The organism is Cupriavidus sp. 05N40, from assembly GCF_056397305.1.
Genome location: NZ_JBFTND010000055.1, coordinates 29246 through 55687, shown reverse-complemented (window position 1 = coordinate 55687; position 26442 = coordinate 29246). Strand labels below are relative to the sequence as shown.

Below are 26442 nucleotides of genomic sequence, written 5' to 3'. Positions count from 1 at the left end.
CGATGGGATCTACTCTACAAGCGCGGTGGCTCCACTGTATAGTGCCGGTACAAATTTTCAGATGGAGCCAAGAATTGAAAGAGACGCCGTTGACCGATTGGCTTCTCGCGCGCAGTCATTGGAGCCACCCCGAACGATCCGGTGCTCCGCTGAACAGGCAGTTGTTTGACGACATCCGCGAGGCAATCCTCGCCGGCCAGCTGTCCCCGGGCACACGGTTGCCACCCACGCGCGAACTGGCCCGGGAACTGAGCATTGCCCGCAACACCGTTCTGTATGCCTATGAACGGCTCACCGATGAAGGCTACACCCATACGCATGGCGGCAGCGGCACCTACGTCGGCGATACCGCTCCCGATCCCGCCTTGCTCGCCCGCATCCTCGACACGAGCCCGACTGCCGATCCGGTACTCCCAAGCGTTGCTTCGCGCCTGTCCCTGCGCGCGCACGAGCTGCTCGCCAGCGTCGGCGCGTCGGACTTGCAGGTCGGCGCGTTCGTCCCCGGCATTCCGGATGTGAGCCAGTTCCCGCGCGGCGTCTGGCAACGCTTGATCACCAAGGTGTGGAAGACCGCCAGCCAGGAGCAACTGGGATATGGCAGCCGGCATGGCTGCCCCCCGCTCAAGCGCGCGTTGACCGAGTATCTGACGCTCGCCCGCGGTGTCGATTGCACCCCGGAGCAGATCATCGTGACCCAGGGCAGCCACCAGGCCATCGATCTGTGTGCCCGCCTGCTCGCCGATCCGGGAGACCTCGTATGGGTCGAGGATCCGTGCTATTGGGGCGCACGCAGTGTCTTTCGCTCGGCCGGCATGCGAATGGAGGGCGTGCCGGTGGACGAGCACGGAATCCAGCCGCCGCTTGCGCCAGAGACCGCGCCAAGGCTGATCTTCGTCACGCCGTCTCACCAGTACCCAAGCGGCGTCGTGATGAGCCTTGCCCGGCGCCGCCTCCTGACCGAGCTGGCGCATCGCCACAATGCGTGGATCATCGAAGACGACTACGACAGCGAATTCCGCTATCACGGCGCGCCGCTGCCGTCGCTACAGGGCCTGGACCCGCATCGCAATACGATTTATGTCGGCAGTTTTTCCAAGGTGCTCTATCCCGGCCTGCGGCTGGCGTTCCTGATCGTGCCGCCGGAACTTGTCGATGCGTTCTCGGTAGCGCAATCCGAGCTGCATCGCGGTGGGCAATTGTCGGCGCAGGCCGCGCTGGCGGAGTTTATCTCCGACGGCCACTACGCAGCGCACGTACGGCGCATGCGCAAGATCTATGGCGAGCGTCAGGCCTTGCTGACGCGGGAGCTGCAACTCCAGCTTGGCGATCAGGTCGATATCGTCGGCACGGATACCGGGCTTCACCTGACGGTGAAGCTCCGGCACGCCAACGATCACCTGGTATCCCGTGCGGCGCTTGCCCACGGCATCGTGGCTCGGCCCCTGTCGTCCTACTTTGCCTCCCAACTGCACTCCCAGAACGGCCTGGTCCTGGGCTACGGCGGGGTGAGCGACGAGGATATCGAACCGGCGGTCCGGAAACTGGCCCTGGCGATCGATCTGGTGAACCGCGCCTGATGCGGATCACCATGGCGGGCACCTGGGTGCCTTGGTGAAAGGTGCCTTAGTGAAGCCGGGTCACTCCCGGGCCTTCACTACCAAGCGCTCTAGCAAGTCATCGAATTGCTTGCGCTCGTCTTCGTCGAGACAGGACATGATTTCGGCATTGCGGCGCTCGATCAGGGCCATGGTCCGAAGCCAGATACGCTCCCCCTGGGTCGTCACCGTCAGGACGACGCCGCGGCCGTCCGTCGCACTTGCCGTCTTGCGCACGAGCCCCTTGTCGACCAGCGATTGCGCCGCCCGGCTTGCCTGCCCTTTGTCCAGGTTCGCGCGACGCGCCAGATCGTTGACCGATAACGGGCTAAATGAGCCGATCGCGGCCAGGCAGCGGCCTTCATGCATCGGAATGCCGACTTCTGACTCGTAGGCTAGCTGCGTGACACGGTCCGTAAGCTTGTTCAATTCGTGCAGGCGGTGTGTCAGGGTGCGGTCAAGGGCAATCGGGATATATCGGGAAGTCACCGGCAGAGACCTTTGAAAAAGTGAGGCAAACGGCTGCACAGCTGACCGGTTGCTGACGCGATGAAGGTGCGAATTATAGTTCCGTCACATAGTTGCGCGCACAACTAGTGCAAACCCCAGTGACGGTCCGCCTGCCGCTGACACATACTAGTTGCGCGCACAACTAAATCAAAAGCCGTGTCTGCCAATCGCTGCGCCAGACGCCTGTCACGTCGTTCCAGCCCCGATTGTTGTGGCGACGACGCATTCTCGTTATCCAGCCGACGGCGCAGCCGTAGGAGACAAGTCGCGTGAGATCCCCCATTGCAGCCCCCCCGCCCGGGAACGCCACCGCAGCGTTGACCGAAAATCAGTTCACGGCCGAAGCGAACAGCGTTATCGCCAAGGTATCGCGCCATCTGCTGTGGTTCGTGTTTCTCTTGTTCGTGGTTTCCTTCCTGGACCGCATCAACATCGGCTTCGCCGCCTTGACGATGATGAAGGACCTGGGGCTGACCAGCACCCAGTTCGGCCTGGCCACCACCCTGTTCTACCTGGCCTACATTGCCTGCGGCGTGCCGAGCAATGCCATCCTGGCACGCGTTGGTGCGCGACGCTGGATCGCGACGATCATGGTCGCCTGGGGATTAGCGTCCACGGCCACGCTCTTCGCTACCGATGCGCATACGCTGTACTGGCTCCGCGTGCTGGTGGGCATCACGGAAGCGGGCTTCTTGCCGGGGATGCTGCTGTACCTGACTTTCTGGTTCCCGGCGGCTTACCGGGCACGCGCCAATGCGCTGTTCATGATCGCCATGCCGGTCACGGCTGCTTTCGGTTCAGCCATCTCTGGGGTGATCCTCGGCATGGATGGGCTGCACGGGCTCAAGGGTTGGCAGTGGCTGTTCCTGCTCGAAGGGTTGCCGGCCTCGGTACTGGGCGTGGTCGTGTACTTCTATCTCACCGACACGCCGGAGCGTGCGCGCTGGCTCTCGCCGGGCGAGAAGCAAACGCTCGCGCAGATGCTGGCTCGGGAGCATCGGGCCGACCCCGTGGCACAACAGCGTGGCGAGGCGTCGCGCAGCCTGTGGTCCGAATTGACCTCACCCACCGTGCTGAAGTTCTCGCTGGCCTATTTCTGCCTGGTAAACAGCCTCGCCATGGTGGCCGTGTGGACGCCGCTGATCGTCAAGAGCTTTTCCGGCGGCGCCACCAACACAACAATCGGGCTGCTGGCGGCGATTCCCCAGGTATGCACGATCATCGGCATGATCTGGTGGGGCCGGCGCTCGGACCGCGCGCAAGAGCGCCGCTGGCACACCGTCCTGCCGATGCTGTTCGCGGCGGCGGGCTGGCTGCTGACGGCATATTCGTCGCATCCTGCGGTGCAACTGCTGGGCGTGTGCCTGGCTTCCACCGGCGCCTATACCGCCATGTCGATCTTCTGGACCACGCCGGACCATGCGTTGAGCTTCGCCGCGCGGGCCTTGGGCATCGCGGTGATCAACGCGACCGGCAACCTCGGCTCGGCCCTCAATCCGCTGGTCGTGGGCTGGCTCAAGGACGTCACCCACAGCTTCAACACAGGCCTGCTCTACGCGGCGGCCCTGCTGGTCGCGGGCTGTGTGATTTTCCTGGTCTTGCCGATCCCGCGCACGCTCAAGCAAACGACTTGAGAACGAGCTCGCATTCCCCGCTTTTTCGATGACCTGCTGCACGGTTACCCATTAGCTCACCTTGAAGCGACGTAGCCGCTGCGCGCTACGCCGGACCCATTCTATTTAAGTCGGAGTCACGTCCATGCATTTGCCCACCGCCGAAGCCCGTCCTTCGATCTACTACGACTATCAGGTGTTCAAGCCGTGGCTGGCTTCCGCCCACGCAAAGCAGGACCGCAAGAAGGTCGTCATTGCGGGTTCCGGCCCGGCGGGCCTGGTCGCCGCCCTGGAACTGGCCCGCCATGGCGTACCCAGCGTCGTCGTCACCTCTGAGTTGCAGGTGTCCCAGGGCAGCCGCGCCATCGTCTTCACGCGTCGCTCGATGGAAATCCTGCAGCAGGTCGGCGTGGCCGACCGTATGACCGAGAGCGGGCTGCCCTGGCGTTACGGCAATTCGTACTACCGCGGCGAGCGCGTGTTTCGCATGGAAGCCCCGCACGACGGCGACGACCGCTTCTTCCCGATGCTGAACATCCAGCAACAGTATATGGAGGAGTATCTGCTCGATGCCTGCGCCGCCAATCCCCTGATCGATTTCCGGTGGGGCAACAAGGTGGCCAAGGTCGATCAGGAAACCGATTTCGCGCGCGTCGAGGTGGACACGCCGGAAGGCCCATATTGGCTGGAGACTGAGTGGCTGGTCGCGGCCGACGGCGGACGCTCCGGCATCCGTACCGCGATGGACCTGCAGATGGAAGGCGCCTCCTACGAGGGCTTCTTCGTCATCGCCGACATCAAGATCGACCTGCCGCTGCCGACCGAGCGCCTGGCCTACTTCGACCCGGACTGGAACCCGGGCAACACCATCCTGATGCACCGCGAGCCACATGGCATCTGGCGCGTCGACTACCAGTTGCCGGCCGGCGAAACGCCCGAGGACGCGCTCAAGCCCGAGTCGCTCAAGGCGCGCATCGATGCCCAGCTGGCCATGATCGGCCATGCCGGCACCCCCTGGGAAATGGACTGGTGCTCCGTGTACTCCGCCCGCACGCTGACGTTGCCCGAGTACGTGCACGGCCGCGTGATCTTTACCGGCGATGCCGCCCACCTGCTGCCGATCTTTGGCGTGCGCGGCGCCAACACCGCCTTTCAGGACGCGCAGTCCCTGGCCTGGCACCTCGCCTTCGTGCTCAAGGGACTGGCCGGGCGGAAGCTGCTGGCCAACCACAGCGCCGAGCGGGTCGGCGCGGCACGCGAAATTATCGAGGAAGCGGGCAAGAGCACGCGCTTCATGACGCCGCCAAGCGAGGGCTTCCGCCTGCTGCGGGATGCCGTGCTATCGCTCTCGCTGACCGAGAAGTTCGTGCGTCCGCTCTACCACTGGCGCACTTCGCGCCCGCACGAGTACACCGCTTCGGTGCTCAACTGCCCCGGTGACGACAACGCGCTGTTCGTGCACGGCCCGGCCCACGGCGCCCCGCCGCAAAACATCCGACTGGCGGCCAACGACTACTTGCTCGACCATCTGGGCGCAGGGTTCGACCTGTTGTACTTCACCGAGGCCGACGCCGTACCCGGCGCCCTGCAGAGGGTAGTGGCTGCCACCCGGGAGCGCGGCGTGCCGCTGCGCGTCATCGCCGTCGGGGCCGCCAGCCCGGTGGCGGGCGCCGACCTGACGTTCGCCGACGCCGATGGCCACTTCCGCCGTCGCTATGGAGTGCAGGCCAGCGGCGCGGCTTACCTGCTGCGCCCCGACCAGCACGTGTGCGCGCGCTGGCTCACGCTGGACGCGACGCGTCTGCAAGCCGCCCTGAACACCGCCCTGCCCCAGTGAAGATCCATTAGGAGAGAGTCCCATGACTACCCCTCACAAGACCCTGAGCATCCCCGGCCTGGAAGCCGTCTATGACGCCCTGGCCACCGCCATCGATGAGGCCGGCGTGGACAAGGCCCAACTGTTCCTGGTCAAGCTGGCGCTGCTCAACGCCAATGCGCTGGGCGAGCCCGGGCAATTCCAGCAGCACGTGCAGGCTGCGCTCAAGAACCTGTAATGCGTCCAGGCCTGTCGCTGTCTGGGCGAATCGAAGGCGTGACCACCACAGTGCAGCTTAATCCAGCGTTACCCCGGCCGCCTTTGCCACCTTGGCCCACTTGGCGATGTCCGCCTTCTGGAAGTCGGCCAGTTGCTGGGGCGTGCCGCCGACGATCCTGACGCCCAGTTCATCCAGATGCGCGATCACGTCGCGGTCCTTCAGGATGCGGTTGATCTCGGTGTTCAGCCGCTGCACGATCTGCGGTGGCGTGCCCGCGGGCGCGAATATCGCTTGCCACTGTTCCGCCTCGAAGCTGGGGACGCCGGCCTCGCCCATCGTCGGCACGGCCGGCAGGCTCGCCACGCGGGCCTTCGTGGCCACCCCGAGCGCGCGCAGCTTGCCGCCTTGCACATGCGGCAGGATCGGCGCGGTCGGCGCGAACATGAAGTCGACGTGGCCGGCCATCACATCCTGGATGGCGGGCACGTCGCCCTTGTAGGGCACGTGCGTCAGCTTGACATGAGCCTGCGCCTTGAGCAGTTCCCCGGACATCTGGAGGATGGTGCCATTGCCGCCCGAGGCGAAGCTCACGGACCCTGGCTTCTTCCTGGCCGCGGCAAGCAGGCCCTGCACATCGTGGTAGGGGCTGTCCGCGCCGACCACGAGCACGCTCGGAATGGTGCCGATCAGCACGACGGGCGCGAACGACTTGACGGCGTCGTACGGCAGTTTCGGGTTCAGCACGGGGTTGATGGCGTGGGACGCGGTCGATGCGCCAAGCAGTGTGTAGCCGTCCGCCGGGGCCCGCGCCACGAAGGCGGAGCCGATCGCGCCCGTGGCGCCTGGCTTGTTCTCGACGACTACCGTGGTCTGCAGGGCCTGGCCGAGCTTCTGCGCGATCAGCCGGGCGAGGATGTCGGTGGTGCCGCCCGCGGGGTAAGGCACCACGTAGGTGATGACCTTTTTCGGCCAGTCCGCCTGGGCGTGGGCGTGGCCCGCGATGCAAGCCAGCGTCGACAGGCACAGCGTTGCGACGATCTTCCCGAGTGTCATGAGAGGGGTCTCCGGTCTTGTTGTCATGCGGCTTCGGCCCTCGCGGCGAAGCCATATAGTCGTTGGGGGTTGTCGACGAGGACGGCCCGCACCAGGGCATCGTCGCCGCACCACTGGCGAAACAGCGCGTGCAGGGCGCCATCGTCGCAGCGCGTCTTGTCCTGCGCGCGCAGCGTGGGATGCGGCCAGTCGGATGCCCACAGCATCTGCCCGGGCGCCAGCGCCAGGTAGCGGCGCGCCAGGGCTGCCACGTCGCCGTAGCGGGGCGCGCCTTCGCGCGATTCGATGTAGGGGCCGGAGAGCTTGACCCAGCCCTTGCCCTCGGCCAGCAGCCGCGCGATCACGGCGAACGCCGGCTCGAACGCCGCGTCGCCGAACGGCAGGTGGCCGTAGTGGTCGAAGACCACGGGCACCGGGCACGCCGCGAGCATGGATTCCATCTCCGGCAACCACGCCGCGGGCGCATTGAGCTGCACGTGCCAGCCCAGGGGCGCGATCCGCGACGCAAGCGCAGGCAGCATGCCCGCATCCACCGGTCCGGGCATGGTGAGGTTGAAGCGGATGCCGCGCATGCCCCGCGCGTGCAGGTGCTCCAGGTCTGCGTCCGTGACGGAGGTGTCGACCACCGCCACGCCGCGCGCGTCGGCGCCAAGCTCCGCCAGCGCGGCGAGCGTGGCACGGTTGTCGGTGCCATACGTCGACGGCGTCACCACCACGGCCCGCGTGGTGCCCATGTCCCGTTGCGCCGCGCGGTAGTCGGCGACGCGCGCGTCCGCCGGGCGCAGCGTGGCGCCCGGCGCGCACGGAAAGCGCCCGTCATAGAAGTGCACGTGGCAATCGCACGCATCCTGCAGCAGGGCGTTCGTCATCCGCGTTGCGCCTCCAGGTTGTCGTGTAATGGCATGCCGGGCACATCCATGTCGATGGACAGGATCTCGCCGGCGGTGGAGTCGGTGATGAACAGCCGCTTGCGGTCCGCCCCGCCGAACGCCATGTTGGTCAGCGAATGGCCGGGCGTGCCGCGTATCACCACCACCGGCTCGGCGCGCTGGCTGAGTACCCAGACATACGCCAGACCCGGGTTGGCCACCAGCAGGCGGCCTGCCTCGTCCATGGCCAGCCCGTCCGGCCCGCTGGGCCCGTACGAGGTGAAGAACTGCCCCGTCTTCGACACGCTGCCGTCCGCCTGCAACGGCATGCGCCATACGCAGTTGCCGCGCGTGACCGCGACAAACAGGAAGCGCTCGTCCGGCGACAGCACGATGCCGTTCGGGCTGGGCACGTTGGCCAGCAGCAGTTCCAGGCGCCCTTCCCGCGTCAGCCGGTAGACGCGCCCGGTCGGGTCGTGCAGGCCGGTCTGGCCCTGGTCGGTGAAGTAGAGGTTGCCGTGCGCGTCGAGCGTCAGGTCGTTCACGCCCTTGAAGCTCTCGGTATGGCGGCGTGACAGGAACGGCCGGACGTTGCCCGTGCGCAGGTCGACGGCCATGAGGCCGTTGCGGTAGTCGGTGACCAGCAGTTCGTGCGCGCCGATGCGCTTCATGCCGTTCGGCTCGCCGTCCCACTCCGCGATCAGCTCCCACTCGCCTTCTGCGTCGACGCGCAGGATGCGGCCGTTCGGGATGTCCGTGACATAGAGATTGCCGCTGTCGTCGGTGACCGGGCCTTCGAGGAACGAATCGATCTCCCGGCCGCCCTGGTTGGCGGCGGACCACGCGGTATGGCGGCGCTGCCGGTAGCGCGCCGGCAGCCGCGCGAACGTCTGAGCCTCGCGGACGGCCGGAGGATGCATGAGGAACATGATGATGCCTTGTGGTTTAGCCTGCGCAGGAGGATTGGCCGCGCGATCCCTGCCAGCTTATCTCTATTGGAATCGATGCGGCCGGCCCTGGCTACTGCTTCTGGAAGCCCGTGCCACTGGCCACCTTGCCCCAGAATGCCGTGCGCTCGACCATCTCCTTCGAGAACGTCCGGGTGTCCCAGTAGCCTGCGTCCGCACCGATGCTTTGCGCGTACGTGCGCATGTCCGGCGTGGCCATCGCGATGGCGACTTCCTTCTGGATGCGGTTCAGCACCTCCCGGGGCGTGCCCTTGGGTGCCCACAGGCCGGTGAAATTGGTGACGCCGTACCCGCGCAGCCCGGCTTCGGCGAACGTCGGCACGTTCGGCAATGCCGGCAGGCGCTTGTCCCCGCTGACCGCCAGCACGCTGAGCTTGCCGCCGGCAACCTGCCCGATCACGCCGGGGATGGAGGCGATCTGGAAATCGACGGTGCCGCCGAGCAGCGCCACGGTAGCCTCGCCGGCGCCCTTGAACGGCACATGCAGGAAATGCGCGCCCGCCGCCACGCCGAGCGCCTCGCTGGCGAAGTGCGGCGTCGATCCCGCGCCGCCCGAACCGTACGACACCTTGTTGTCTTCCGCCTTGGCGGCGGCCACCAGGCTGGACAGTGTCTTGTACTTGCCGTCGGCCTTGACGACCACGCCCATCGGCGCGAACACATACGCGGAGACCGGCTGCAGGTCTTCGGCGTAGTCGAACGGTAGCTTCTTGAAGATATGCGGCAGCAGCGAATACGTAGTGTCGTTGGCCAGCAGCGTGTAGCCGTCGGGCGCCGCGTGCACGACCTGCAGCGCACCGATCGTTCCGGTGGCGCCGGCCTTGTTCTCCACATAGAAGCTCTGCCCGGTCTGCGCGGTCAGGCGCTGGGCCATCTTGCGCGTGACCGCGTCGACCGCGCCGCCCGGCGGGTAAGGCACGACGATCTTGACCGGCTTGGCCGGCCAGGCTTGCGCGGGCGTTTGTGCCTGCGCCTGCATCATCGCCGGCAGGATGGCAAGCAGGCCCAGGGCCAGCCGCCACGGCGCTGCCGCGCCGCGTTGAATCGCTTTCATGTTCTGTCTCCTTGCACCACCATTTGCTGCGAGGCCCTGCGCACTCCTCTCGTGGGAGCCGCGCCTCGTGGCCTCGCCTGTCCGTCCTGCGTGCCGCCTATGCGCGGGCGAGCGCCGGCTCGCTCGCCGCGGCCAGCGCCGCGAGCGTGTTCCTGGCGGCGGCCATCCCCATGTTCACGTAGGCCGCGCTCGTCACGCCCCCGATATGCGGGCTCAGGATAAAGCCCGGCTCGCCATGGAAGACATGCGGCACGGTCATCGGCTCGGCGGCGAAGCTGTCCAGCCCGGCCGCGGCCACCTGCCCGGAGCGCACCGCCGACAGCAGCGCGGGCTCGTCGATCAGCCCGCCGCGCGCGGTATTGACGACCAGCACGCCGGGCTTGCAGCGCGCCAGCGTCTGCGCGTTGACCATCTGCCGGTTGTCCGCCGTGAGCGGGCAATGCAGCGAGATSACGTCSGACTCCTGCCAGATGGCATCGAGCGCGGCCGGCTGCACGTAGGCCGGCAGGTTCGTCGCGAACGGGTCGAACCCGATCACGCGCATGCCGATGGCATCGCACATCCTGGCGAAGCGCAGGCCGATGGCGCCCAGGCCGACGAGGCCGACCGTGCGGCCGTCGAGTTCCACGCTCTTGTGCGTGGCCTTGTCCCACTGCCCGGCATGCATGCGCTTGTCGAGCGCCACCACGGACTTCGCGCATGCCAGCATCAGCGCCAGCGCGTGCTCCGCCACGGCGGCGGCATTGGCCCCGGCCGCGGCCGTCACCGCCACGCCACGCGCGGCGGCGGCGGCCTTGTCGATGGTGTCGGTGCCGCTGCCGTGCTTGGAGATCACGCGCAATGCGGGCGCGGCGTCCATGATCGCGGCGGTCACCGCGCCATAGCGCACGATGATGCCGACCGGGTTGTGCCGGCGGGCCAACGCGAGGAGATCGTCGTGCTGCGGGGTCTTGCCGGCGAATACGATGTCATAGCCGTCCAGCAGCGCGAGGGCCTGCGGCGCGAGATCCGCCGCGGTCACGAGAATGGCGGGACGCGTCGTCACAGCGCTTCTCCCTGCTTGAGCACGCCGGCGGTCACCAGCGAGGCCAGCAGCCACGGCGCATTGGTATTGCCTTCCTTGATCTGCGCGATCCGCCTGGCTTCCGCCTCTTCCTTCCTGGCCGCGACCTCGAGCAGCGCTTCGATCTTCTCGCGCTCCACCACCACCAGCCCGTCGGCATCGCCGCTGATGAAATCGCCCGGGTTCACGGTCACCCCGCCCACCGACACCGGATGGCCGATGCGCCCGGCGACTTCCTTGGTCGGCCCGTTCGGGTTGGTGCCCACGGAGAAGACCGGGAACTGCATCTCCTCGAGGTCGAGGCTGTCGCGCACCGCGCCGTCGATCACCACGCCGGCGAGGCCGCGCTGGCGTGCCGCGTGCATCATGATCGTGCCCATCAGCGCGGAGGTCTGGTCGCCCTTGCCATCGATGACCAGCACGTCGCCGGGCTGCGCCAGCGCCAGCGCCGCGTGGATCATCAGGTTGTCGCCGGGGCGCACCTCGACGGTGAAGGCCGGGCCGGCCACCTTCATGCTCGGGCGCAATGCCCGGATGCGTCCGTGAAGCGCGCCGCGGCGCCCGGCGACGTCGGCGAGGATGGCCGGCTGGAACTTGGCGGCCTTCGCCACAACGGCGGCGGACACGCGATCGAACGACTTGATGATGTTGGGCAGGCTCATGGCTTGGCTCCGGAAGGACGTGAAGTGGGACGTGAAGTGGGACGTGGAATGGGGAACGCGCAAACGAGGCAGGACGGCAGCGCTCAGTCCAGCGTGGTGCCGGATGCCTTGACGACCGCCGACCAGCGGGAAATGTCCCGCTTGACCAGCGCGCCGAACTGGTCGGGCGTGCCGCCGAGCACCGTCGCGCCCTGCTCGTTGAGCTTCCTCGCGAGCTCCGGCGCCTGCAGCGCCTTGTTGAACTCGGCGTTCAGGCGGGCGACCACGGCTGGCGGTGTCGCGCCGGGGGCTGCGAAGCCGAACCACGTGGCAGCTTCGAAGGCCGGATAGCCGGACTCGGCGACGGTCGGGATCTGCGGCAGGTCGGCAACGCGCTTGAGCGAGGTCACCGCCAGCGCACGCAGCTTGCCGTTGCGGATATGGCCGAGCAGCGACGGCACGGAAGCCATGTACAGGTCGACCTGGCCGCCGATCAGGTCGTTGACGGCCTGGGCGGCGCCCTTGTACGGGATATGGGTGAGCTTGAGGCCCGCGGTCTTCTGGAGCAGTTCGCCGGACAGATGCGCGACCGTGCCGTTGCCGGGCGACGCGAAGTTGATGGCGCCCGGCCTGGCCTTGCCGGCCTTGATCACGTCCGCCAGCGTCTTGTAGGGCGAATTGACGGGCGTGACCAGCACCAGCGGCGCGCTGGCCACCAGGCTGATCGGGGCCAGGTCCTTCACGGGGTCGTACGGCAGGCGGCTGTACAGCGTGGGATTGATGGCAAGGTTGCTGGTCTGGCCCAGCACGATGGTGTAGCCGTCGGCCGGTGCCTTGGCGGCGGCATCGACGCCGAGGTTGCCGCCCGAGCCCGGCTTGTTGTCCACGACAAAGATCCAGCCGGTGGCAAGCGCCACCTTGTTGGTCACCTCCCTGGCGATGATGTCGGTGCCGCCGCCGGCCGGGAACGGCACGATGACGCGAATGGGCTTGGCGGGATAAGGCACCGCGGCGATGGCGGTGGCCGAAGCCGCGGCAACGGCTACCGCGCCGGCGCCGGCCGTGACGGCGAACGTGCAGCGGCGAACCGCGCCGAGGACAACGCTCAGGACTGCGTTCATGACTGTCTCCAGATCTCGTTATGTTGTGAGCTGGATTGTTGTCTAGCGTTTCACGGCATACAATACCGTTTCGTACCGTGCAACGCGTACCGTCATATGAACCGAAAAAGAGATGCCTCGACCACCCCTGGCCTGGAAGAGGGCGCCAGCGGCGGGGTCACCGCCGTCACGCGTGCCCTGCGCGTCCTGGAAGCCTTCGGCGTCAATGACGCGCAGCTGACGCTGGCCGACCTCAGCCGCCGCACCGGCATCCACAAGACGACGGTGCTGCGCCTGGCGCGCACGCTCGCCGCCGACAACTACCTGGTGCAGAAGGAGGACGGCAGCTGGCGCCTGGGCCGCGCGGCCGGCTGGCTGGGCGCGTGCTACCAGGCGACCTTCAACGTGCAGGAGGTGGTGGAACCGGTCTTGCGGGAGCTGACCATCAAGACCGGCGAAAGCGCATCGTTCTACGTGCGCGAGGGGCAGCAGCGCACGTGCCTGGTGCGGGTGGAAGGACCCCAGGCGATCCGGCACCACGTGCGGATCGGCGCGGGCCTGCCGCTGGACAGCGGCTCGCCCGGCCGGGTCATCCTGGCCTTCTCCGGCGAGCCCGGCGAGCTCCATGAACTGATCCGCCGCCGCGGATTCCACCTGTCACTCGGCGAGCGCGAGCCGGAGGTGTCGAGCGTGTCGGCCCCCGTCTTCGGGCTGCACTGGCGGCTGCTCGGGTCCATGTGCATCTCGGGACCGACATCGCGCCTGGGCGAGGCGCGGCTGCTGGAGCTGGCGCAGACGGTGATGGATGCCGCCAACAGGCTGTCCTACGCCATGGCGGGCAGCCAGCGGCCGGCGATGCAGATCGAACGGCCGTCGACCTGGCACCCTTGAGCCGCAGGGGATCTTGCGCAGCAGGGTCGGGCGGGCCCCGGCTCAGTCCGGCTGGCGGCGTTTCCGGTTAGGCGGGCGCCGAGCCGGTCCTGGCCGCCCACCGTGCAGAGGTCGACGCCTTCCGCGGGCACGCAGCGGATCTCGCCGGCTTCCTCGCTGCCGGCCGTCAGGCCGGCGGCCAGCAGCGCCATGCGCGTGGTATTGCGCCGTCATCGGAGCGCGTGCCGCGCCGCCGTGATGAACGGCTCGATGAAGGGGCTATCCAGATCGCGGCGCCGGCAGACGGCCACCTCGAACCCCTCCGTGACTTCCTTAAGCTTTCGGAACGCGACACCCGGAGGCCTGCCGATTGCCGCGCACGCCGGCACGATCGCAACCCCCTCGCCTGCGAGCACCAGAGCCAGTGCCGCATGAACCGTCTCCACCCGCTCGACTATCTGCATGGTTACCTGGTGGCGCCGCAGCAGAGCGGCAACCATCGAAGTGTCCCCGCCCCCTGTCAGTGTGGGCAGCGCAATCAATCTCTGCCCGTGCAGCCGTGCCACCGGCACCGACGAAAGCCGCGCGAGCGGTGCACGTGCCGGCAAGGCCAGCCGTAGCGGTTGCATGCCGACGATCGTCGTGGACAGGTCAGGCCGCTGAAGCGGTGGCATGCACAAACCAACTGTCACCTTGTGGTCGATGATCTGCGCTTCATATGTCGAGGTGCTCATCTCGACGAACTGCAGTTCGACATCCGGGAGTACGCGGTGCAACTGCGGCACGAGCTTCGGCAGTACGGCGTAGCCAAGCGAAAACATGTAGCCGACAGACAGCCGCCCGCGCCGCCCGGACGCTACGGCGCGTGCGGCCTCGAACCCCTCGTGTGCCAGCGCCAGGGCTTCGCGCGCGCGCGCGAAGAGCGCGCTACCCGCGTCTGTCAGTCGCATGCCGGTGGATTCGCGCACAAAGAGCGCCGTACCGAGTTGTGCCTCGAGGTTGCGAATCTGGACGGACAGCGGCGGTTGCGCCATGTGAAGACGCTCGGCGGCCTTGCCCACGCTGCGGGCCTCCGCTACAGCAACGAAATAACGCAGGCTCTTGAGGTCCATGGGTCATACGATTCCGATATGCCTTGATTGTGAACGAGTATTGGACCGGGCGGGGGGTGTATGTCAACTTTGATTCGTTGCCGGTCACTTGAGCCGGGCTCTCCCAGGATGTCTTGGATGAATGAGGAACTTTGCTTCTTGCCTGCCGTGCGGCTTCGCGAAGCGATAGCTGCCCGCGAGGTTTCCCCGGTCGAGGTAACGCGTGCCGTGCTGGATCGTGCGGCCAGGCTCCAGTCGGAACTCAACTGTTTCATAACGCTTTGCCCCGACGAGGCCATGCAGGAGGCACAGGCCGCGGAGCAATCGATCATGCGCGGGGAACCCACAGGATTGCTGCACGGGATTCCTTATTCCTGCAAGGACCTGGTTAACACCCGCGGGGTGCGTACGACATTCGGCTCCCTGCTGTTCGCGGACAACGTCCCGACCGAGGACGCGGTAGCCGTTGCCCGACTACGCCGACAAGGAGCCATCCTTATCGGGAAGACGACCACATCGGAGTTCGGAGCGAAGTGCCTCACCGATGCGCCTCTGTTCGGTCGTACCCGCAATGCCTGGCATCCCGGCCACACCAGCGGTGGTTCCAGCGGTGGCGCGGCGGTGGCAGTAGCGGCCGGGCTCGCCCCGATCGGCATTGCCACGGACGGCGGCGGTTCCACCCGGATTCCGGCGGCCTGCAATGGTGCCGTCGGCCTGAAACAAAGCATCGGCTTGGTACCGCACTCTCAGGTGGAGGATGCCTTTGGCAACCTCACCTATGTCACGCCTATCTCACGCACGGTGGCCGATACTGCATTGATGCTCCAGGCGATGGCCGGTGAAGACGCTTCAGACCCTTGGTCCGCTGGCGCGCGCGCGGCCGACTATGTAGATGCGACGCGCACTGCCACCGACCTGCGGGGCAGGCGCATCCTGTTCGCGATCTCGCCACCCGGGCGACCGGTCGCCGCAGATGTGGCCGCGTGCTTCGCGTCTGCCCTGGACCGGTTGCAGGACCTGGGCGCGGATCTCGCAGAGATGCCTGGCTCGGCCTTCGACATCGAGCCGCTCTGGCGAACCATCAACCACACGGTATGGCGAGCGCGCTTCGGTCAGATGGCCCTGCAGCAGCCTGACCGGCTCAGCCCTTCGCTGTTGCAACAGCTGGCCCTTGCCAATGAATTCAGCGCGGTCGACTACCAGAGGGCCAACTTCGAACGCACCCGCTTGTTCCGGCACGTGCAGGCGCTGCTTCGTGACCACGACTTCATCGCCGTTCCCACCATCGCGCGCACCGCCCTGCCGATTGACCAGGATCTGTTCGGGCAGATAGAGATCGACGGCCGGCTGTACGACGAGGTGCGATCCAACTGGTTCCCCTGGACCATGCCGTTCAACCTGACCGGCCACCCCGCCATCACCCTGCCCTGCGGTTTTGGCCGTGACGGACTGCCCGTCGGCTTGCAGTTGGTGGGGCGTCTGCGCGGGGAGTCCGACCTGCTCGGCGCGGCTGCGCTGTTCGAGGCCTCTCAGAATCTCTTGTCCCGCTGGCCAGACGTGGAGGTGCCATGAAGAAATCGATACGCCGTTTGCTTGCGGCTGCCTCGGTGGCCGGRCTGGCCGCCGTGCAAGCGAATCCAGCCGGCGCGCAGCCTCCTGCAGCGACGGGAAGCACAACTCCCTTGCGGCTTGTTGTCGGCTTCCCGCCCGGGGGCGCGCTGGACATCCTCGGGCGCTCGCTGGCCGAGCAACTGCGGTTGGCCGGCATGGGCCCGGTGATCGTGGAAAACAGGCCGGGCGCGTCGACGCGCATCTCCATCGACTACGTGAAGCGATCACAGCCGAACGGCAGGACTGTGCTGCTTTCATCGAATGCGCCGATGGTCATCTTCCCGATGACCTACCGGCGGCTTGACTATGACGTCGATCGCGATTTCATTGCTGTGGCGCAGCTTGCGGAAGTCCCTACGGTGATATCGGCGGGCGCGGATCGCCCCTACAAGACGCTGCGGGAATACGTGAGCTGGGTCCGTGCGAACCCATCACAGGGCAGCGTCGGCCTCACCTCGCTGGGCGGGACACTGCATTTCGCCATCCTCGGCATGGGCCGAACCGTAGGCGTACCGCTCAGGCCGGTGGCCTACAAGGGAGGCGCGCCGCTTGTGACGGACCTCGTGGGCGGGCACGTTCCGTTAGCCACCGACGCCCTGGCCAGCCAGCTGGAGCTTTATCGCGCTGGCAAGATTCGCATTCTGGCCGTGTCCGGCACCCATCGAAACGCGGCCCTCCCCGATGTGCCAACCGTGCGTGAAGATGGCATCGACGCATTCGATCACGCGAATGCGTCGTACAGCGCCTTTGTGCCTGCGGGGACGCCCCCGGAGGTGGTGCAACGGTTGGAGCAGGCATTCGTTGCCGCCATGCAGAAACCGGAGATGAAAGCCCTGTTGCCGCGTGTCGGTCTGGAAGCGACTGGCCTGCCTGGCGCGGCCGTGACCCGCACGCTGCACGCCGAGCGCGAGTTCTGGCGCCCGCTCGTCCAGGCATCGGGATTTCGCAACGAGGACTGAGCTGGCGGCGCGCAGACCACCAATAGCAACAGCAACAGCAACAGCAATAGCAAGGAGACAAAGACATGAGAAGCGATACCGAGCAGCTTTCTTCCCCGGCAATGCCCGACGGCATGGATCCGGCCGAGTGGCAGCTGCGCTGCGACCTCGCCGCGTGCTATCAGCTCACCGACCTGTACGGAATGTCTGACCTCGCGTCGACGCACATCTCGGTCATGCTGCCCGGGCCCGAACACCATTTCCTGGTCAACCCGCTGGGCACGCTGTTCGACGAGATGACGGCTTCGGCCCTGCTCAAGGTGGACCTGGCCGGCCGCGTCGTGAAGGGCGATCCGTCATTGCTCAATCCCGCCGGCTTCATCATCCACAGCGCCATTCACATGTCGCAGTCTGATCTGCAATGCGTCATGCACAGCCACACGCGCGCCAACAACGCTGTCGCGATGCAGGCCATGGGGCTGCGGCCGCTCAGCCAGAAGGCCTGCGTCATGCTGGACTTGCTCGGCTACCACGACTACGAGGGCGCAGCGCTGGATGAGGACGAACGGCAGCGGCTGGTGCGCGACCTCGGCCCGGAAGGTCGCGTTCTGATCCTGCGCAACCACGGTGCGCTCACGGTTGGCCGCAGTGTGGGAGAGGCGTTCTGCTGGATGCTGCGCCTGGAGACGGCATGCCAGTACCAGATCGATGGCCAGGCCGGTGGCGTGGCCCTTCACGAACTGTCCGAGGCCACCATCCGGCACACCCGCGCTCAGGGGCGCAAGATGCTCGGTCCCGGCGGCTTCCTGGAGGTTGGCAAGGTGGAATGGCCTGGCCTCTTGCGCAAGCTCGAACGGGAGCGAGGTACCTCGTACCGCACTTGAGAGCCGGCCTTGGCGGCCGCAGGCCGCGGCCTGGATCCTAAGGATCTACGGATCTAAGGATCTAAGGATCTAGAGGATAGAGAAACTGATCGACTTCGCAACCGCATCGCGGATGTGCTGGATGCGCTCCCGGTTTAGCTGCTCCGCCGCAGCGCCATCGCCGCGCCTGATGGCATCCAGCAGCTTCTCGTGTTCCTCGATCGCGGCTTCCATGCGGCCCGGCAGCACGGCGGTTCGATTGCCCATCAGGCGCAACTGATTCTCGATGGCGAGGACGTACTCAGCCAGCGTGTCGCTGCGGCAGCATTCGACGAGCACACGGCGAAACGCCAGCGCGTGGTCAAGATAGCCGGCGACATCTCCCTTCTTCGCGCAGGCAGTCAGTTGCTGGAGCGACTTCTTCAGCGTCTGCAGGTGCGCGGCATCCATATGCCGCGTCGCCAGACGTGCCACCAGACCCTCGAGCACCTCGCGGATGTCCAGCAACTCAAGCACATCTTCCGGAGTCAGCTGCCTCACCGTGACACCTACGAACGGCGTCCGGCTGACGAGTCGCTCGGTCTCCAGTTGGCGGATGGCCTCCCGGACGGGCGTGCGGCTCACTTCGAATTCCGCGGCAAGATCCTGCTCTGTCAGCTTTGCGCCTGGCCGCAGGTCTCCGCGCAGGATGCCGGAGCGAATCCGCTCGCAGACCTGCTCCACGGACAGCGGCTGGGGATCGCGTTTACGCAATGCGTTTGATTTTGGTTCACTCATGAGGACTTTATACAGGAGTCTGTGAGGTGCTTCAACGCAGAGCCAGGTACTCCGCAGCCATGGCCGGCATCTGCAATATGAGGAGGTGAAGGCCGTCCGGGCCGGCACGGCAGGCACCGCCGTGCTCACCCGCCGAGATGAACCGGCTCTCCCACTCCTGCAACCGGCTTTCCGGTGCGCTCAGCTCACCCGCAAGGACGAGCTGGAACTGCCCCGAGCCACGGGCGGCCGGGACGCTCACTTCCGAAAACGGCGGAAGCTGCAATGCATAGGCCTCGGGTTCGCTTCCATCGGCGCCAATCAGTTCGGCACGCAGCGGGGCCTTCAGTGCCCGGAGCTGCCCGATCGTTCGGGGTTCATGTACTGGCCCGTGCGCGTTCCGCTTCGGTCCGCGGCGCAGCTTGTCGCGCGCAAGCGGAAGAAAGTTCGCGCCGGTTTCGAACGCCGCGCGGATCGTGAAGTAACTCAGCCCCTGCGGCCCCGCCACCAAGGGCCCATACCCTGTGAATGCGCCGGCGTAGTGGACGGAGCCGGGCCCGACCRCACGAGACCCCAGGGATCCCGATCCTTGCTGGAAGACCTGGAATTGATTCTGTGTATGAAAGTGCGCAGGCAGCACCGAATGCGCAGGCTGCTCCACCAGGAATATGGTGGGAGACAGGCACGGGTCGGATCCGGCCTGCATCCACTCACTGCGATGGAAGCTGAAGCCGTTCTCCAAGACCCGGTGGTGCCGCGTGTCACGAGCGAGCGTGGCAGAGCCGATAGCAATCATTGCATCACTCCAGGCGGGCGCCGGACGCCTTGACGACGGCCGCCCACCGCCCCATCTCGCCATGCATGAAGGTCCTGAATTCCGCCGCGGTACTGCTGCGGGGGCGGCCACCCAGGGCGGCGATCCGCTGGGACAGTTCGGGAGACTGGACAATCCTGGCGAGTTCTGCGCTCACCTTGTCCACGACAGGTTTCGGGGTGCCCGCGGGCGCGAGCAGACCCACCCACGGGACCACGTCGAAGTCTTCCATGCCCATGCCGCTCTCGGCGACTGTCGGTACGGACGGCAGTGCGGTCAGGCGCTCCCGGGAACTCACCGCAATCGCACGCACCTTGCCATTGGCGAGGAAGGGCTGCGCGCCCGCAAAGGCATCGAAGGCAACCTGCACCTCACCCGCGGCAAGGTCGGTCAGCGACTTGGCAGAACCGGCATAGGGGACGTGCGTCATTTCCATGCCGGTTCGCCGCATGAGCTCCGACATCGCCAGATGGGACACCGAACCGTTACCTGGGGAGGAATAGTTGACCTTTCCCGCGTTCGCCTTCGCGTAGGCAACCAGCTCCTTCACAGAGTGGATGGGAAGCGCGCTATTGACCATCAGCAGGAGCGGCGCATCGTAGACCAGGCCGATCGGCTCGAAATCCCTGGCCGTGTCGTAACGCAGGTTCCGATACAGGAAAGGATTGCCAGCCAGAGCCGCCGAGGCCGACAGCGTCATCACGCTGCCGTCGGCGGGCATGCGCGCAACCGCCGCCAGCGCCAGGCTGCCGGACTGCCCCGGCATATTCTCCACGATCAGCAATCGCCCGATCGCCGGACCGAGGCGGTTGGCCAGGATCCGGGCGACCACGTCGACAGATTGGCCCGAGGGATAGCCCACAATCAATTTCCCCGTTTCCTTCTGCGCGAAGGCTGCGCCGCTGACGAACAGAACGGCAACGACAGCCAGCCGGACGATGCTTCGGACGATTGCCATGGTTGGTCTCCTTGCTTCTTGATTTGGCTACGGGCAGCTTACGCGCCGAGCATCTTGATGATGGAGGAAAAGTCGAGCCGGCCACGCCCGGCGGCACAGTGCATGGCGTAGACCGAGGCGGCCGCCGCACCCAGCAATGCCGGCGACTGGCTGGCAACCGCAGCCTGCTCCGCCAGCCGCAAGTCCTTCAACATCAGCTCGGAAGCGAAGCCGCCTTCGTAATCCCGGTTGGCCGGCGCGGATGGCACCAGGCCGGGCTCAGGCGCATAGCTCGTGAGCGCCCAGCACTGGCCCGAAGACGCCGAGGCAATTTCGTGGAACCTGCGTGGATCCAGCCCCAGTCGCTTGGCCAGATGCAGGGCCTCGGAGACGGCCACCATGGAAATGCCCGCCAGCATGTTGTTGCAGATCTTCGCCGCCTGGCCGGCGCCCGCCGCGCCTGCATGGAAAATGTTCTTGCCCATCGCGCGCAGCAGTCCGAGGGCACGCGCGAAGGCTGCTTCCGTGCCTCCGACCATGAACGTGAGTGTCCCCGCCGCCGCGCCGCCTACGCCGCCGGAAACGGGAGCGTCAAGCGTGACAAGCCCCTTCTTGCGCAGCGTTTCGTGGAAGACAGCGCAGGACGCGACATCGATCGTCGAGCAATCGATCACAAGCGCTTCAGGTGCGAGCGGCAGGGTGTCTGCCGTGAGCACATCCAGCACATGCCGGCCGCTGGGCAGCATGGTGATGACGACCTCCGCCCCGGATACCGTTTCCTCGACCGAAGCCCGCGGCCGGAGGCCCGCATGCAATGCGCGCTCCATCGAGCCCGCGTCGAGATCGAAACAGCGAACGTCATGCCCTGCCTCCTTCAGCCGGCACGCCATGGGAAATCCCATATTGCCCAATCCAATGAAACCGATCGCAGCCATTCTTGTCTCCTCGTACCGAGCGCAGCTCAGTTCATGTTGAAGATCACGGTCTTCTTGTGCGTGAAGTGGTCCAGCATTGCCTCCAGCGACGCCTCGCGGCCAAGGCCGGATTGCTTCACGCCCCCATAGGACAATCCCGGCTGGACCACGATGTTCTGGTTCACCTGCACGAAGCCTGCCTGCAGGCGCCGGGTGGCATCCAGCGCGGTCTTCAGGTTCTGCGTCCAGATGGTTGCAGCCAGTCCATAGTCGCTGTCGTTGGCTTGCGCCACGGCTTCTTCGTAACTTGAGAAGCGGATCACGCACGTCACGGGCCCGAAGATTTCCTCGCGTGCCAGCCGGGACGCGTTGCCCAAGCCGGTAAAGATGACCGGCCTGATGAACAGCCCCTGCCGAAGCGACTCGTCTGCAGGCAATTGGGAGCATTCGAGCGCGCGGGCACGAGGCTCGGCTCGACCGCTTTCGATGTAGCCGAGAACCTTGTCGAGCTGGGCGCGCGAGATAACGGTGCCGATGTCCGTCGCTTCATCCAGGGGATCGCCCATCTTCAGCGTGTCAACGCGCGCCTTGAGCATGGCGACGAACTCATCGTGCACCTTGTCCTGCACGAAGATTCGGCTGGCGGCCGTGCAGCTCTGTCCCTGGCGGGTGAAGCGCATGCCGCTCACCGCGCCGGCGACGGCCTTCGCGATGTCGGCGTCCTCCATCACGATCATGGGGCTCTTGCCGCCGAGCTCGAGCGTGACGGGGATGAGCTTCTCTCCAGCCGTGCGTGCCACGATTCGCCCCGTTTCGACGGAGCCGGTGAACGTCACCTTGCCGACCGCGGGGTGCGCGACCAGCGGTGCTCCGCATTCGGGCCCGAAGCCCGAGACGATGTTCAGCACCCCCGGGGGCAGCGCCTGGCTGAGGATCTGGCAGAGCCTCAAGACTGCCAGTGGCGCCTCTTCGGCCGATTTCACGACAACCGTGTTGCCGGCCACCAGCGCCGGGGCGATCTTCAGCGCCATCAGCATCATGGGGGCGTTCCAGGGAATGATGACGCCCACCACCCCAATCGGTTCGCGCTGCGTGACGGTCAGCATGTCCGGGCTGAACGGCACGCTTTCGCCCTTGAGTTCCGAGGCCAGGCCGCCATAGAACTGCAACGCGTCGGCAACGACAGACGCTTCGACCCGGCTCTCGGTGCGCAGTGCCTTGCCGGTCTCCAGAGCCACCAGCCGACCTAGTTCCTCCACGTGCTCTGCAATCAGGCGCGAGCAGTCGGCCAGCAGGGCGCCACGCTTGCGCGCCGGCATTGCAGCCCAGGCGGGCTGCGCCTGGGCCGCCGCATTCGCTGCTCGTTCGACGTCGCTTGCGTCGCTTTGCGCCGCGTATCCGATCTCGCGTCCGGTTGCAGGGTTGACTACCGGGAACGTATCTCCCGAACGGGCCCTCACCAGGTCCCCGCCGATCAGGTTGTAGCCGCTTATCGCGCGAGCCAGACGGTGCGGATCGATGTCCGCCGTGAGCTTGTTCTGAGTCATCATCGGCCTCCGTTCACTTAGCGGCGGACGCCACGGCCGGCCAGCGCTTTTTTACCTTGATCACGCGCGCGCTGCCCCGGCGCACAAAGCGGCGTGTGTCGTCCGTGCCCGCCTGGTAGTCCCAGGTAGGCTGAATGCCCTCGGGCAGCGAGTTGATAAACTTGCGGCGCGCCTGGCTGGCAAGCACCTGCTGCGTGATTGCGGCCGGATCCCACCGGGAGAGCACGCGTGCCTTCAACTCGGCAAGTACCTGCGGCTGTTCTTGCGCGATGTTCGCCAGCTCGTTCGGGTCGGCCTCCATGTCGAAAAGCAGGTCTGGATGGCCATGGGTGTACACATACTTGTATCGGCCACGCCGCAGCATGCAGCATGGACCAGTGACGCCCTCGGCGGTGTACTCGACGAACGCTTCCGCCTCGCCGTCGTCATCGCCTGTCGCGAGCAGCGGCACGAGGCTGCGACCATCAACCGGCTCGACCCAGGCCGGCGTTTGCCCATCCATCGCAAGATCCAGCAATGTGGGGAGCAGGTCCACGTGAGAAACCGGCTCCGCGATGCGCCGGGGTTCGCGCTTGCGCGGGTCATAGACGAGCAGCGGAACCTTGGCCGACCAGTCGAAGAACACGCGCTTGAACCACATGCCGCGTTCGCCCAGCATGTCACCGTGATCGGACGTGAACACGACGATGGTGTTGTCCTCGAAGCCCGCGCGCTTGAGCGTCTCCAGCAGGCGGCCCACTTTGTCGTCGACATAGCTCACCATCGCATAGTAGGCGTGGCGCGCACGCCGCACTTGCTCGTCGGTGGCCCCTTGCTTGTCCAGCCCGTGGGAATACTGCACCCACTGGCTGAGCTTGTCGCGCGCCTGCATCGGCATGTCGCCGACAACGGGCAGGTTGATCTCCTCCGGCGAGTAACGATCCAGGTATTCGGGAAGGATGTGATAAGGCGGATGGGGGTGCGTATAGGAAACGCACATGAAGAACGGTTGCTCGTCCTCCCTCGCGAGGTCGTACAGGCGCTGGATCGCCTTCGCCTCGACCTCCTCGTCGTAATCGAGTTGCAGGCTGCGGAAGCAAGAGCCGCTCTCGTCCACGGTGGTCAGGTTGTGTCCAGGTGAATAGAAGCTGAACTCGCCCTCCGCCCAGTCCGCTGCCCAGCCGAAGTCAGCCGGGTAGATATCGGTTGTAAGGCGCTCCTGGAAGCCGTGCTTCTGGTCAGGGCCCACGAAGTGCATCTTGCCGCCGAGGATGGTCTTGTAGCCCTGCTGCGCGAGGTAATAAGGCAGCGTGGGCGTGGCGGCCTGGAACTCGCACGCATTGTCGAACGCGCCGATGCGCGTGGCGAACTGGCCTGCAAGCAGCGAGAACCTGGCAGGCGCGCACAAGGGGAAGTTGCAGTAGGCGTTGTCAAAGACTGCGGACCGTTCGGCGAGCGCCTGGAGGTGAGGCGCCTTCACGGCGGTGTTGCCATGGAAGGGTAAAACCGGCGCCGAGAGTTGGTCGGCCATGACGAAAAGAATGTTGGGCTTGCGCATGATTCTCCTTTATTGCACAACGGTTGCATTTCCGTTGTATGCAATATAGAGTGGGACATGCGATCTTACAAGTGGAGAAAGCATGACCGACCCAACTTCCTTGCCGCTTTCGGGGATTCGCGTCCTGGATCTCACCAGGGCGCTTGCCGGCCCCTTCTGCACGATGGTCCTGGGCGACCTGGGCGCCGACGTGATCAAGGTCGAGCCCGCGGGCGGCGACATGATCCGCCATTGGGGGCCTTTCGACCGCGGCACCAGCGCTTACTACCTGAGCGGCAACCGCAACAAGCGCGGGATCGCCATCAACTTCCGCGATCCCCGCGCGCTTGACCTGCTGCGCGATCTCGCCGGCCAGTACGACGTGATCGTGGAGAACTTTCGTGCCGGCGCCATGGAATCCATGGGTCTTGGGTACGAAGCGCTTGCCGAAGCGAACCCACGGCTCATCTATGCGAGCGTCACCGGCTTCGGCCGGTCGGGGCCGGCGAGTCAACGTCCAGGGTTCGACCAGATTGCGCAGGGGTACTCGGGACTCATGAGCGTGACGGGCATGCCGGAATCGGGACCGGTCAGGGTGGGTGTGGCGATCGGTGACCAGACTGCCGGGATGTGGTGTGTCATCGGCATCCTTGCTGCCGTAGCACAGCGCCATGCGACAGGGCGAGGCCGCCGGGTGGAGACATCACTGCTGGCAGGACTCGTCGGGCTCATGAGCGTCCAGGCCCAGCGTTACCTGAGTCTGGGGGAGATTCCCGGTCTCGCCGGCAATACGCACCCTGTGATTGCGCCGTACGGCGTGTTCCAGACCGCGGATGGGCCATTGAACATCGCACCGGCGACAGCCGAGATGTGGCGGCGCCTGTGCGAGGTGCTTGAACTCCGAGAGCTCATCGATGATCCGCGCTACGCGACGAATGCAGCGCGGATCGAGCGGCGCGCCGAGCTCAAGGAGATCATCGAGGCCAGGTTGAAGGCGCACAGCCGCAAGGAGTGGACGGAACGACTGCTGGCGGCCGATATTCCGGCTGGGCCGATCTACAACGTTGCGGATGTCTTCGCTGACGAACAGGTCATTCACTCGCGGCTGGTGGAGCAAGTCCAGCATGCGGAGCTGGGTTCTATCCGCCAAGTCGGCAGCCCGATCGCCTTCGACGGCCGCCATGGGGAATCCATTCGGCGCGCGCCGCCCTTGCTCGGCGAGCACACGTTCGATGTCCTTCGGGAGCATGGATTCATCACGCCTGACCTGGAAGCACTGGCGCGCGAAGGCATCATCCTGCAACACGGCCACGACCCCAAGCCATGACATCCGCAAAGCCTACCCTTGAAATCGCCGGCGCGACGGCGACGATCACACTCCGACGCCCTGCCGAGCACAACCGGCTTGACCCAGACGATATCGGGATCCTGCTGCGGTTCGTGGAACAAGTGAGGTGCGACCCGGCCTTGCGGCTGCTCGTGCTGACGGGCGAAGGCGAGAAAACCTTCTGCTCGGGCTATACGCTGAGCCAGATCGGCACGCGCCTGGACCGGTCGCTCGAAGACATGATCGACGCCCTGGAAAACCTCGAGCTCCCGACGTTATGCGCGATGAACGGCAGCGCCTACGGTGGCGGCACGGACCTCGCCTTGGCTTGCGATTTCCGTGTCGGCGTTCACGGTTGCAAGCTGTTCATGCCCGCCGCGAAGTTTGGACTGCACTACTACCCAGGGGGTCTGCGGCGCTTCGTTTCGCGCCTGGGCTCTCCCGCAGCCAAGAAAATCTTCCTGACTTCCATGACGCTCGAAAGCGAGGAATTGCTCCGGATCGGCTTTCTCACCGACCTTGTGCGCCGCGAGGACCTCCCCGACGTCATCGACACGTATGCAGGGAACATCGGGGATTGCGACCGGGACGCCGTTCGCTCCATGAAGCGGCACATCGATGCGATTGCCGGCGGTGAATGGAACGAGAGCATCGGCAGATCGGCCTACGAAGCCTCCCTGCGCGCCGAGGAAACTGTGCGACGCCTTGCCGAGCTCGCGGCCAGGTAGGCCTCCAGCCCTGTCCGTTCCGCAGTCT

At 66.0% G+C, this 26442-nt stretch carries 25 protein-coding genes; 10 read left to right on the top strand and 15 right to left on the bottom strand.

Annotation, left to right across the window (positions count from 1 at the left end; genetic code table 11):
• Positions 1–74: 74 nt before the first annotated feature.
• Positions 75–1577 (top strand): MocR-like pyridoxine biosynthesis transcription factor PdxR, encoded by a 1503-nt coding sequence (gene pdxR, locus AC1DO7_RS15355; RefSeq protein WP_441615697.1) that lies wholly within the window; start codon positions 75–77, stop codon positions 1575–1577.
• A 60-nt stretch (positions 1578–1637) separates the two neighbouring features.
• Here pdxR and AC1DO7_RS15350 read toward each other — a convergent pair whose 3' ends face one another.
• Positions 1638–2084: a MarR family winged helix-turn-helix transcriptional regulator gene (locus tag AC1DO7_RS15350; RefSeq protein WP_441615695.1), complete on the bottom strand. Its 447-nt coding sequence runs from the start codon at positions 2082–2084 to the stop codon at positions 1638–1640.
• A gap of 290 nt (positions 2085–2374) precedes the next feature.
• On the opposite strand from AC1DO7_RS15350, the gene AC1DO7_RS15345 reads away from it, so the two are divergent.
• The 3 genes from AC1DO7_RS15345 (at position 2375) to AC1DO7_RS15335 (ending at position 5772) form a co-directional block, all read left to right on the top strand.
• Entirely contained in the window at positions 2375–3739 is a 1365-nt protein-coding gene (locus AC1DO7_RS15345) for an MFS transporter (protein WP_441615693.1), read from the top strand.
• 124 nt (positions 3740–3863) lie between these two features.
• Positions 3864–5555 (top strand): FAD-dependent monooxygenase, encoded by a 1692-nt coding sequence (locus AC1DO7_RS15340; RefSeq protein WP_441615691.1) that lies wholly within the window; start codon positions 3864–3866, stop codon positions 5553–5555.
• A gap of 22 nt (positions 5556–5577) precedes the next feature.
• Positions 5578–5772, top strand: a complete 195-nt coding sequence (locus tag AC1DO7_RS15335) for a DUF2783 domain-containing protein (protein WP_441615690.1) — start codon at positions 5578–5580, stop codon at positions 5770–5772.
• 57 nt (positions 5773–5829) lie between these two features.
• Here AC1DO7_RS15335 and AC1DO7_RS15330 read toward each other — a convergent pair whose 3' ends face one another.
• From AC1DO7_RS15330 to AC1DO7_RS15300, 7 genes are all read right to left on the bottom strand, one after another.
• The gene (locus AC1DO7_RS15330; protein ID WP_441615688.1) at positions 5830–6807 is read right to left on the bottom strand and encodes a Bug family tripartite tricarboxylate transporter substrate binding protein; all 978 of its coding nucleotides are present in this window, start codon (positions 6805–6807) and stop codon (positions 5830–5832) included.
• A gap of 23 nt (positions 6808–6830) precedes the next feature.
• Positions 6831–7676, bottom strand: coding sequence for an amidohydrolase family protein (locus AC1DO7_RS15325; protein WP_441615687.1), 846 nt, complete (start codon positions 7674–7676; stop codon positions 6831–6833).
• Complete coding sequence (locus AC1DO7_RS15320; RefSeq protein WP_441615685.1) at positions 7673–8605, bottom strand: SMP-30/gluconolactonase/LRE family protein; 933 nt, start codon at positions 8603–8605, stop codon at positions 7673–7675. The genes AC1DO7_RS15325 and AC1DO7_RS15320 overlap by 4 nt, the downstream gene beginning before the upstream one ends.
• 91 nt (positions 8606–8696) lie before the next feature.
• Entirely contained in the window at positions 8697–9698 is a 1002-nt protein-coding gene (locus AC1DO7_RS15315) for a Bug family tripartite tricarboxylate transporter substrate binding protein (protein ID WP_441615683.1), read from the bottom strand.
• Between the two features lie 97 nt (positions 9699–9795).
• Positions 9796–10743 (bottom strand): NAD(P)-dependent oxidoreductase, encoded by a 948-nt coding sequence (locus tag AC1DO7_RS15310; protein WP_441615681.1) that lies wholly within the window; start codon positions 10741–10743, stop codon positions 9796–9798.
• The gene (locus AC1DO7_RS15305) at positions 10740–11423 is read right to left on the bottom strand and encodes an RraA family protein (protein WP_441615680.1); all 684 of its coding nucleotides are present in this window, start codon (positions 11421–11423) and stop codon (positions 10740–10742) included. The genes AC1DO7_RS15310 and AC1DO7_RS15305 overlap by 4 nt, the downstream gene beginning before the upstream one ends.
• Positions 11424–11506: 83 nt before the next feature.
• A complete protein-coding gene (locus AC1DO7_RS15300; RefSeq protein ID WP_441615678.1) occupies positions 11507–12523 on the bottom strand; it encodes a tripartite tricarboxylate transporter substrate binding protein in 1017 nt (338 codons plus the stop codon).
• Positions 12524–12619: 96 nt separating this feature from the next.
• On the opposite strand from AC1DO7_RS15300, the gene AC1DO7_RS15295 reads away from it, so the two are divergent.
• Positions 12620–13393 carry an IclR family transcriptional regulator gene (locus AC1DO7_RS15295; protein ID WP_441615676.1) on the top strand — a complete coding sequence of 258 codons (774 nt, stop codon included), beginning with the start codon at positions 12620–12622 and terminating at the stop codon, positions 13391–13393.
• 209 nt (positions 13394–13602) lie between these two features.
• On the opposite strand, the gene AC1DO7_RS15290 is transcribed toward AC1DO7_RS15295, so the two are convergent.
• A complete protein-coding gene (locus tag AC1DO7_RS15290) occupies positions 13603–14484 on the bottom strand; it encodes a LysR family transcriptional regulator (RefSeq protein WP_441615674.1) in 882 nt (293 codons plus the stop codon).
• Between the two features lie 117 nt (positions 14485–14601).
• Between AC1DO7_RS15290 and AC1DO7_RS15285 the strand changes: the two genes are divergently transcribed.
• From AC1DO7_RS15285 to AC1DO7_RS15275, 3 genes are all read left to right on the top strand, one after another.
• Complete coding sequence (locus AC1DO7_RS15285) at positions 14602–16035, top strand: amidase (RefSeq protein ID WP_441615672.1); 1434 nt, start codon at positions 14602–14604, stop codon at positions 16033–16035.
• Positions 16032–17033: a tripartite tricarboxylate transporter substrate-binding protein gene (locus AC1DO7_RS15280; protein ID WP_441615670.1), complete on the top strand. Its 1002-nt coding sequence runs from the start codon at positions 16032–16034 to the stop codon at positions 17031–17033. Before AC1DO7_RS15285 ends, AC1DO7_RS15280 begins: the two co-directional genes overlap by 4 nt.
• A gap of 65 nt (positions 17034–17098) precedes the next feature.
• The gene (locus tag AC1DO7_RS15275; RefSeq protein WP_441615669.1) at positions 17099–17896 is read left to right on the top strand and encodes a class II aldolase/adducin family protein; all 798 of its coding nucleotides are present in this window, start codon (positions 17099–17101) and stop codon (positions 17894–17896) included.
• A 69-nt stretch (positions 17897–17965) separates the two neighbouring features.
• On the opposite strand, the gene AC1DO7_RS15270 is transcribed toward AC1DO7_RS15275, so the two are convergent.
• From AC1DO7_RS15270 to betC, 6 genes are read right to left on the bottom strand one after another with little or no spacing between them, the layout of a single operon-like run.
• Complete coding sequence (locus tag AC1DO7_RS15270; RefSeq protein ID WP_441615668.1) at positions 17966–18652, bottom strand: GntR family transcriptional regulator; 687 nt, start codon at positions 18650–18652, stop codon at positions 17966–17968.
• A 31-nt stretch (positions 18653–18683) separates the two neighbouring features.
• Entirely contained in the window at positions 18684–19427 is a 744-nt protein-coding gene (locus AC1DO7_RS15265) for a hypothetical protein (RefSeq protein ID WP_477116291.1), read from the bottom strand.
• A gap of 4 nt (positions 19428–19431) precedes the next feature.
• Positions 19432–20403, bottom strand: a complete 972-nt coding sequence (locus AC1DO7_RS15260) for a Bug family tripartite tricarboxylate transporter substrate binding protein (protein WP_441615664.1) — start codon at positions 20401–20403, stop codon at positions 19432–19434.
• 38 nt (positions 20404–20441) lie between these two features.
• Positions 20442–21317, bottom strand: a complete 876-nt coding sequence (gene mmsB / locus AC1DO7_RS15255; RefSeq protein ID WP_441615662.1) for a 3-hydroxyisobutyrate dehydrogenase — start codon at positions 21315–21317, stop codon at positions 20442–20444.
• 26 nt (positions 21318–21343) lie between these two features.
• Positions 21344–22846, bottom strand: a complete 1503-nt coding sequence (locus tag AC1DO7_RS15250) for an aldehyde dehydrogenase family protein (RefSeq protein ID WP_441615660.1) — start codon at positions 22844–22846, stop codon at positions 21344–21346.
• A 10-nt stretch (positions 22847–22856) separates the two neighbouring features.
• On the bottom strand, positions 22857–24380 hold the full coding sequence (gene betC / locus AC1DO7_RS15245; RefSeq protein WP_441615658.1) for a choline-sulfatase: 1524 nt from the start codon (positions 24378–24380) through the stop codon (positions 22857–22859).
• Positions 24381–24462: 82 nt separating this feature from the next.
• On the opposite strand from betC, the gene AC1DO7_RS15240 reads away from it, so the two are divergent.
• Both AC1DO7_RS15240 and AC1DO7_RS15235 read left to right on the top strand, forming a co-directional pair.
• Positions 24463–25686, top strand: coding sequence for a CaiB/BaiF CoA transferase family protein (locus AC1DO7_RS15240; RefSeq protein ID WP_441643406.1), 1224 nt, complete (start codon positions 24463–24465; stop codon positions 25684–25686).
• The gene (locus tag AC1DO7_RS15235; protein ID WP_441615655.1) at positions 25683–26414 is read left to right on the top strand and encodes an enoyl-CoA hydratase/isomerase family protein; all 732 of its coding nucleotides are present in this window, start codon (positions 25683–25685) and stop codon (positions 26412–26414) included. Before AC1DO7_RS15240 ends, AC1DO7_RS15235 begins: the two co-directional genes overlap by 4 nt.
• Positions 26415–26442 lie beyond the last annotated feature (28 nt).

Coding starts and splice junctions, on each gene's coding strand:
- AC1DO7_RS15305 (WP_441615680.1), bottom strand. CDS start 11,423: ATGAGCCTGCCCAACATCATCAAGTCGTTCGATCGCGTGTCCGCCGCC.
- AC1DO7_RS15285 (WP_441615672.1), top strand. CDS start 14,602: ATGAATGAGGAACTTTGCTTCTTGCCTGCCGTGCGGCTTCGCGAAGCG.
- AC1DO7_RS15325 (WP_441615687.1), bottom strand. CDS start 7,676: ATGACGAACGCCCTGCTGCAGGATGCGTGCGATTGCCACGTGCACTTC.
- AC1DO7_RS15340 (WP_441615691.1), top strand. CDS start 3,864: ATGCATTTGCCCACCGCCGAAGCCCGTCCTTCGATCTACTACGACTAT.
- betC (WP_441615658.1), bottom strand. CDS start 24,380: ATGCGCAAGCCCAACATTCTTTTCGTCATGGCCGACCAACTCTCGGCG.
- AC1DO7_RS15300 (WP_441615678.1), bottom strand. CDS start 12,523: ATGAACGCAGTCCTGAGCGTTGTCCTCGGCGCGGTTCGCCGCTGCACG.
- AC1DO7_RS15235 (WP_441615655.1), top strand. CDS start 25,683: ATGACATCCGCAAAGCCTACCCTTGAAATCGCCGGCGCGACGGCGACG.
- AC1DO7_RS15320 (WP_441615685.1), bottom strand. CDS start 8,605: ATGTTCCTCATGCATCCTCCGGCCGTCCGCGAGGCTCAGACGTTCGCG.
- AC1DO7_RS15290 (WP_441615674.1), bottom strand. CDS start 14,484: ATGGACCTCAAGAGCCTGCGTTATTTCGTTGCTGTAGCGGAGGCCCGC.
- AC1DO7_RS15275 (WP_441615669.1), top strand. CDS start 17,099: ATGAGAAGCGATACCGAGCAGCTTTCTTCCCCGGCAATGCCCGACGGC.
- AC1DO7_RS15250 (WP_441615660.1), bottom strand. CDS start 22,846: ATGATGACTCAGAACAAGCTCACGGCGGACATCGATCCGCACCGTCTG.
- AC1DO7_RS15295 (WP_441615676.1), top strand. CDS start 12,620: ATGAACCGAAAAAGAGATGCCTCGACCACCCCTGGCCTGGAAGAGGGC.
- AC1DO7_RS15330 (WP_441615688.1), bottom strand. CDS start 6,807: ATGACACTCGGGAAGATCGTCGCAACGCTGTGCCTGTCGACGCTGGCT.
- AC1DO7_RS15240 (WP_441643406.1), top strand. CDS start 24,463: ATGACCGACCCAACTTCCTTGCCGCTTTCGGGGATTCGCGTCCTGGAT.
- AC1DO7_RS15270 (WP_441615668.1), bottom strand. CDS start 18,652: ATGAGTGAACCAAAATCAAACGCATTGCGTAAACGCGATCCCCAGCCG.
- AC1DO7_RS15335 (WP_441615690.1), top strand. CDS start 5,578: ATGACTACCCCTCACAAGACCCTGAGCATCCCCGGCCTGGAAGCCGTC.
- AC1DO7_RS15315 (WP_441615683.1), bottom strand. CDS start 9,698: ATGAAAGCGATTCAACGCGGCGCGGCAGCGCCGTGGCGGCTGGCCCTG.
- AC1DO7_RS15260 (WP_441615664.1), bottom strand. CDS start 20,403: ATGGCAATCGTCCGAAGCATCGTCCGGCTGGCTGTCGTTGCCGTTCTG.
- mmsB (WP_441615662.1), bottom strand. CDS start 21,317: ATGGCTGCGATCGGTTTCATTGGATTGGGCAATATGGGATTTCCCATG.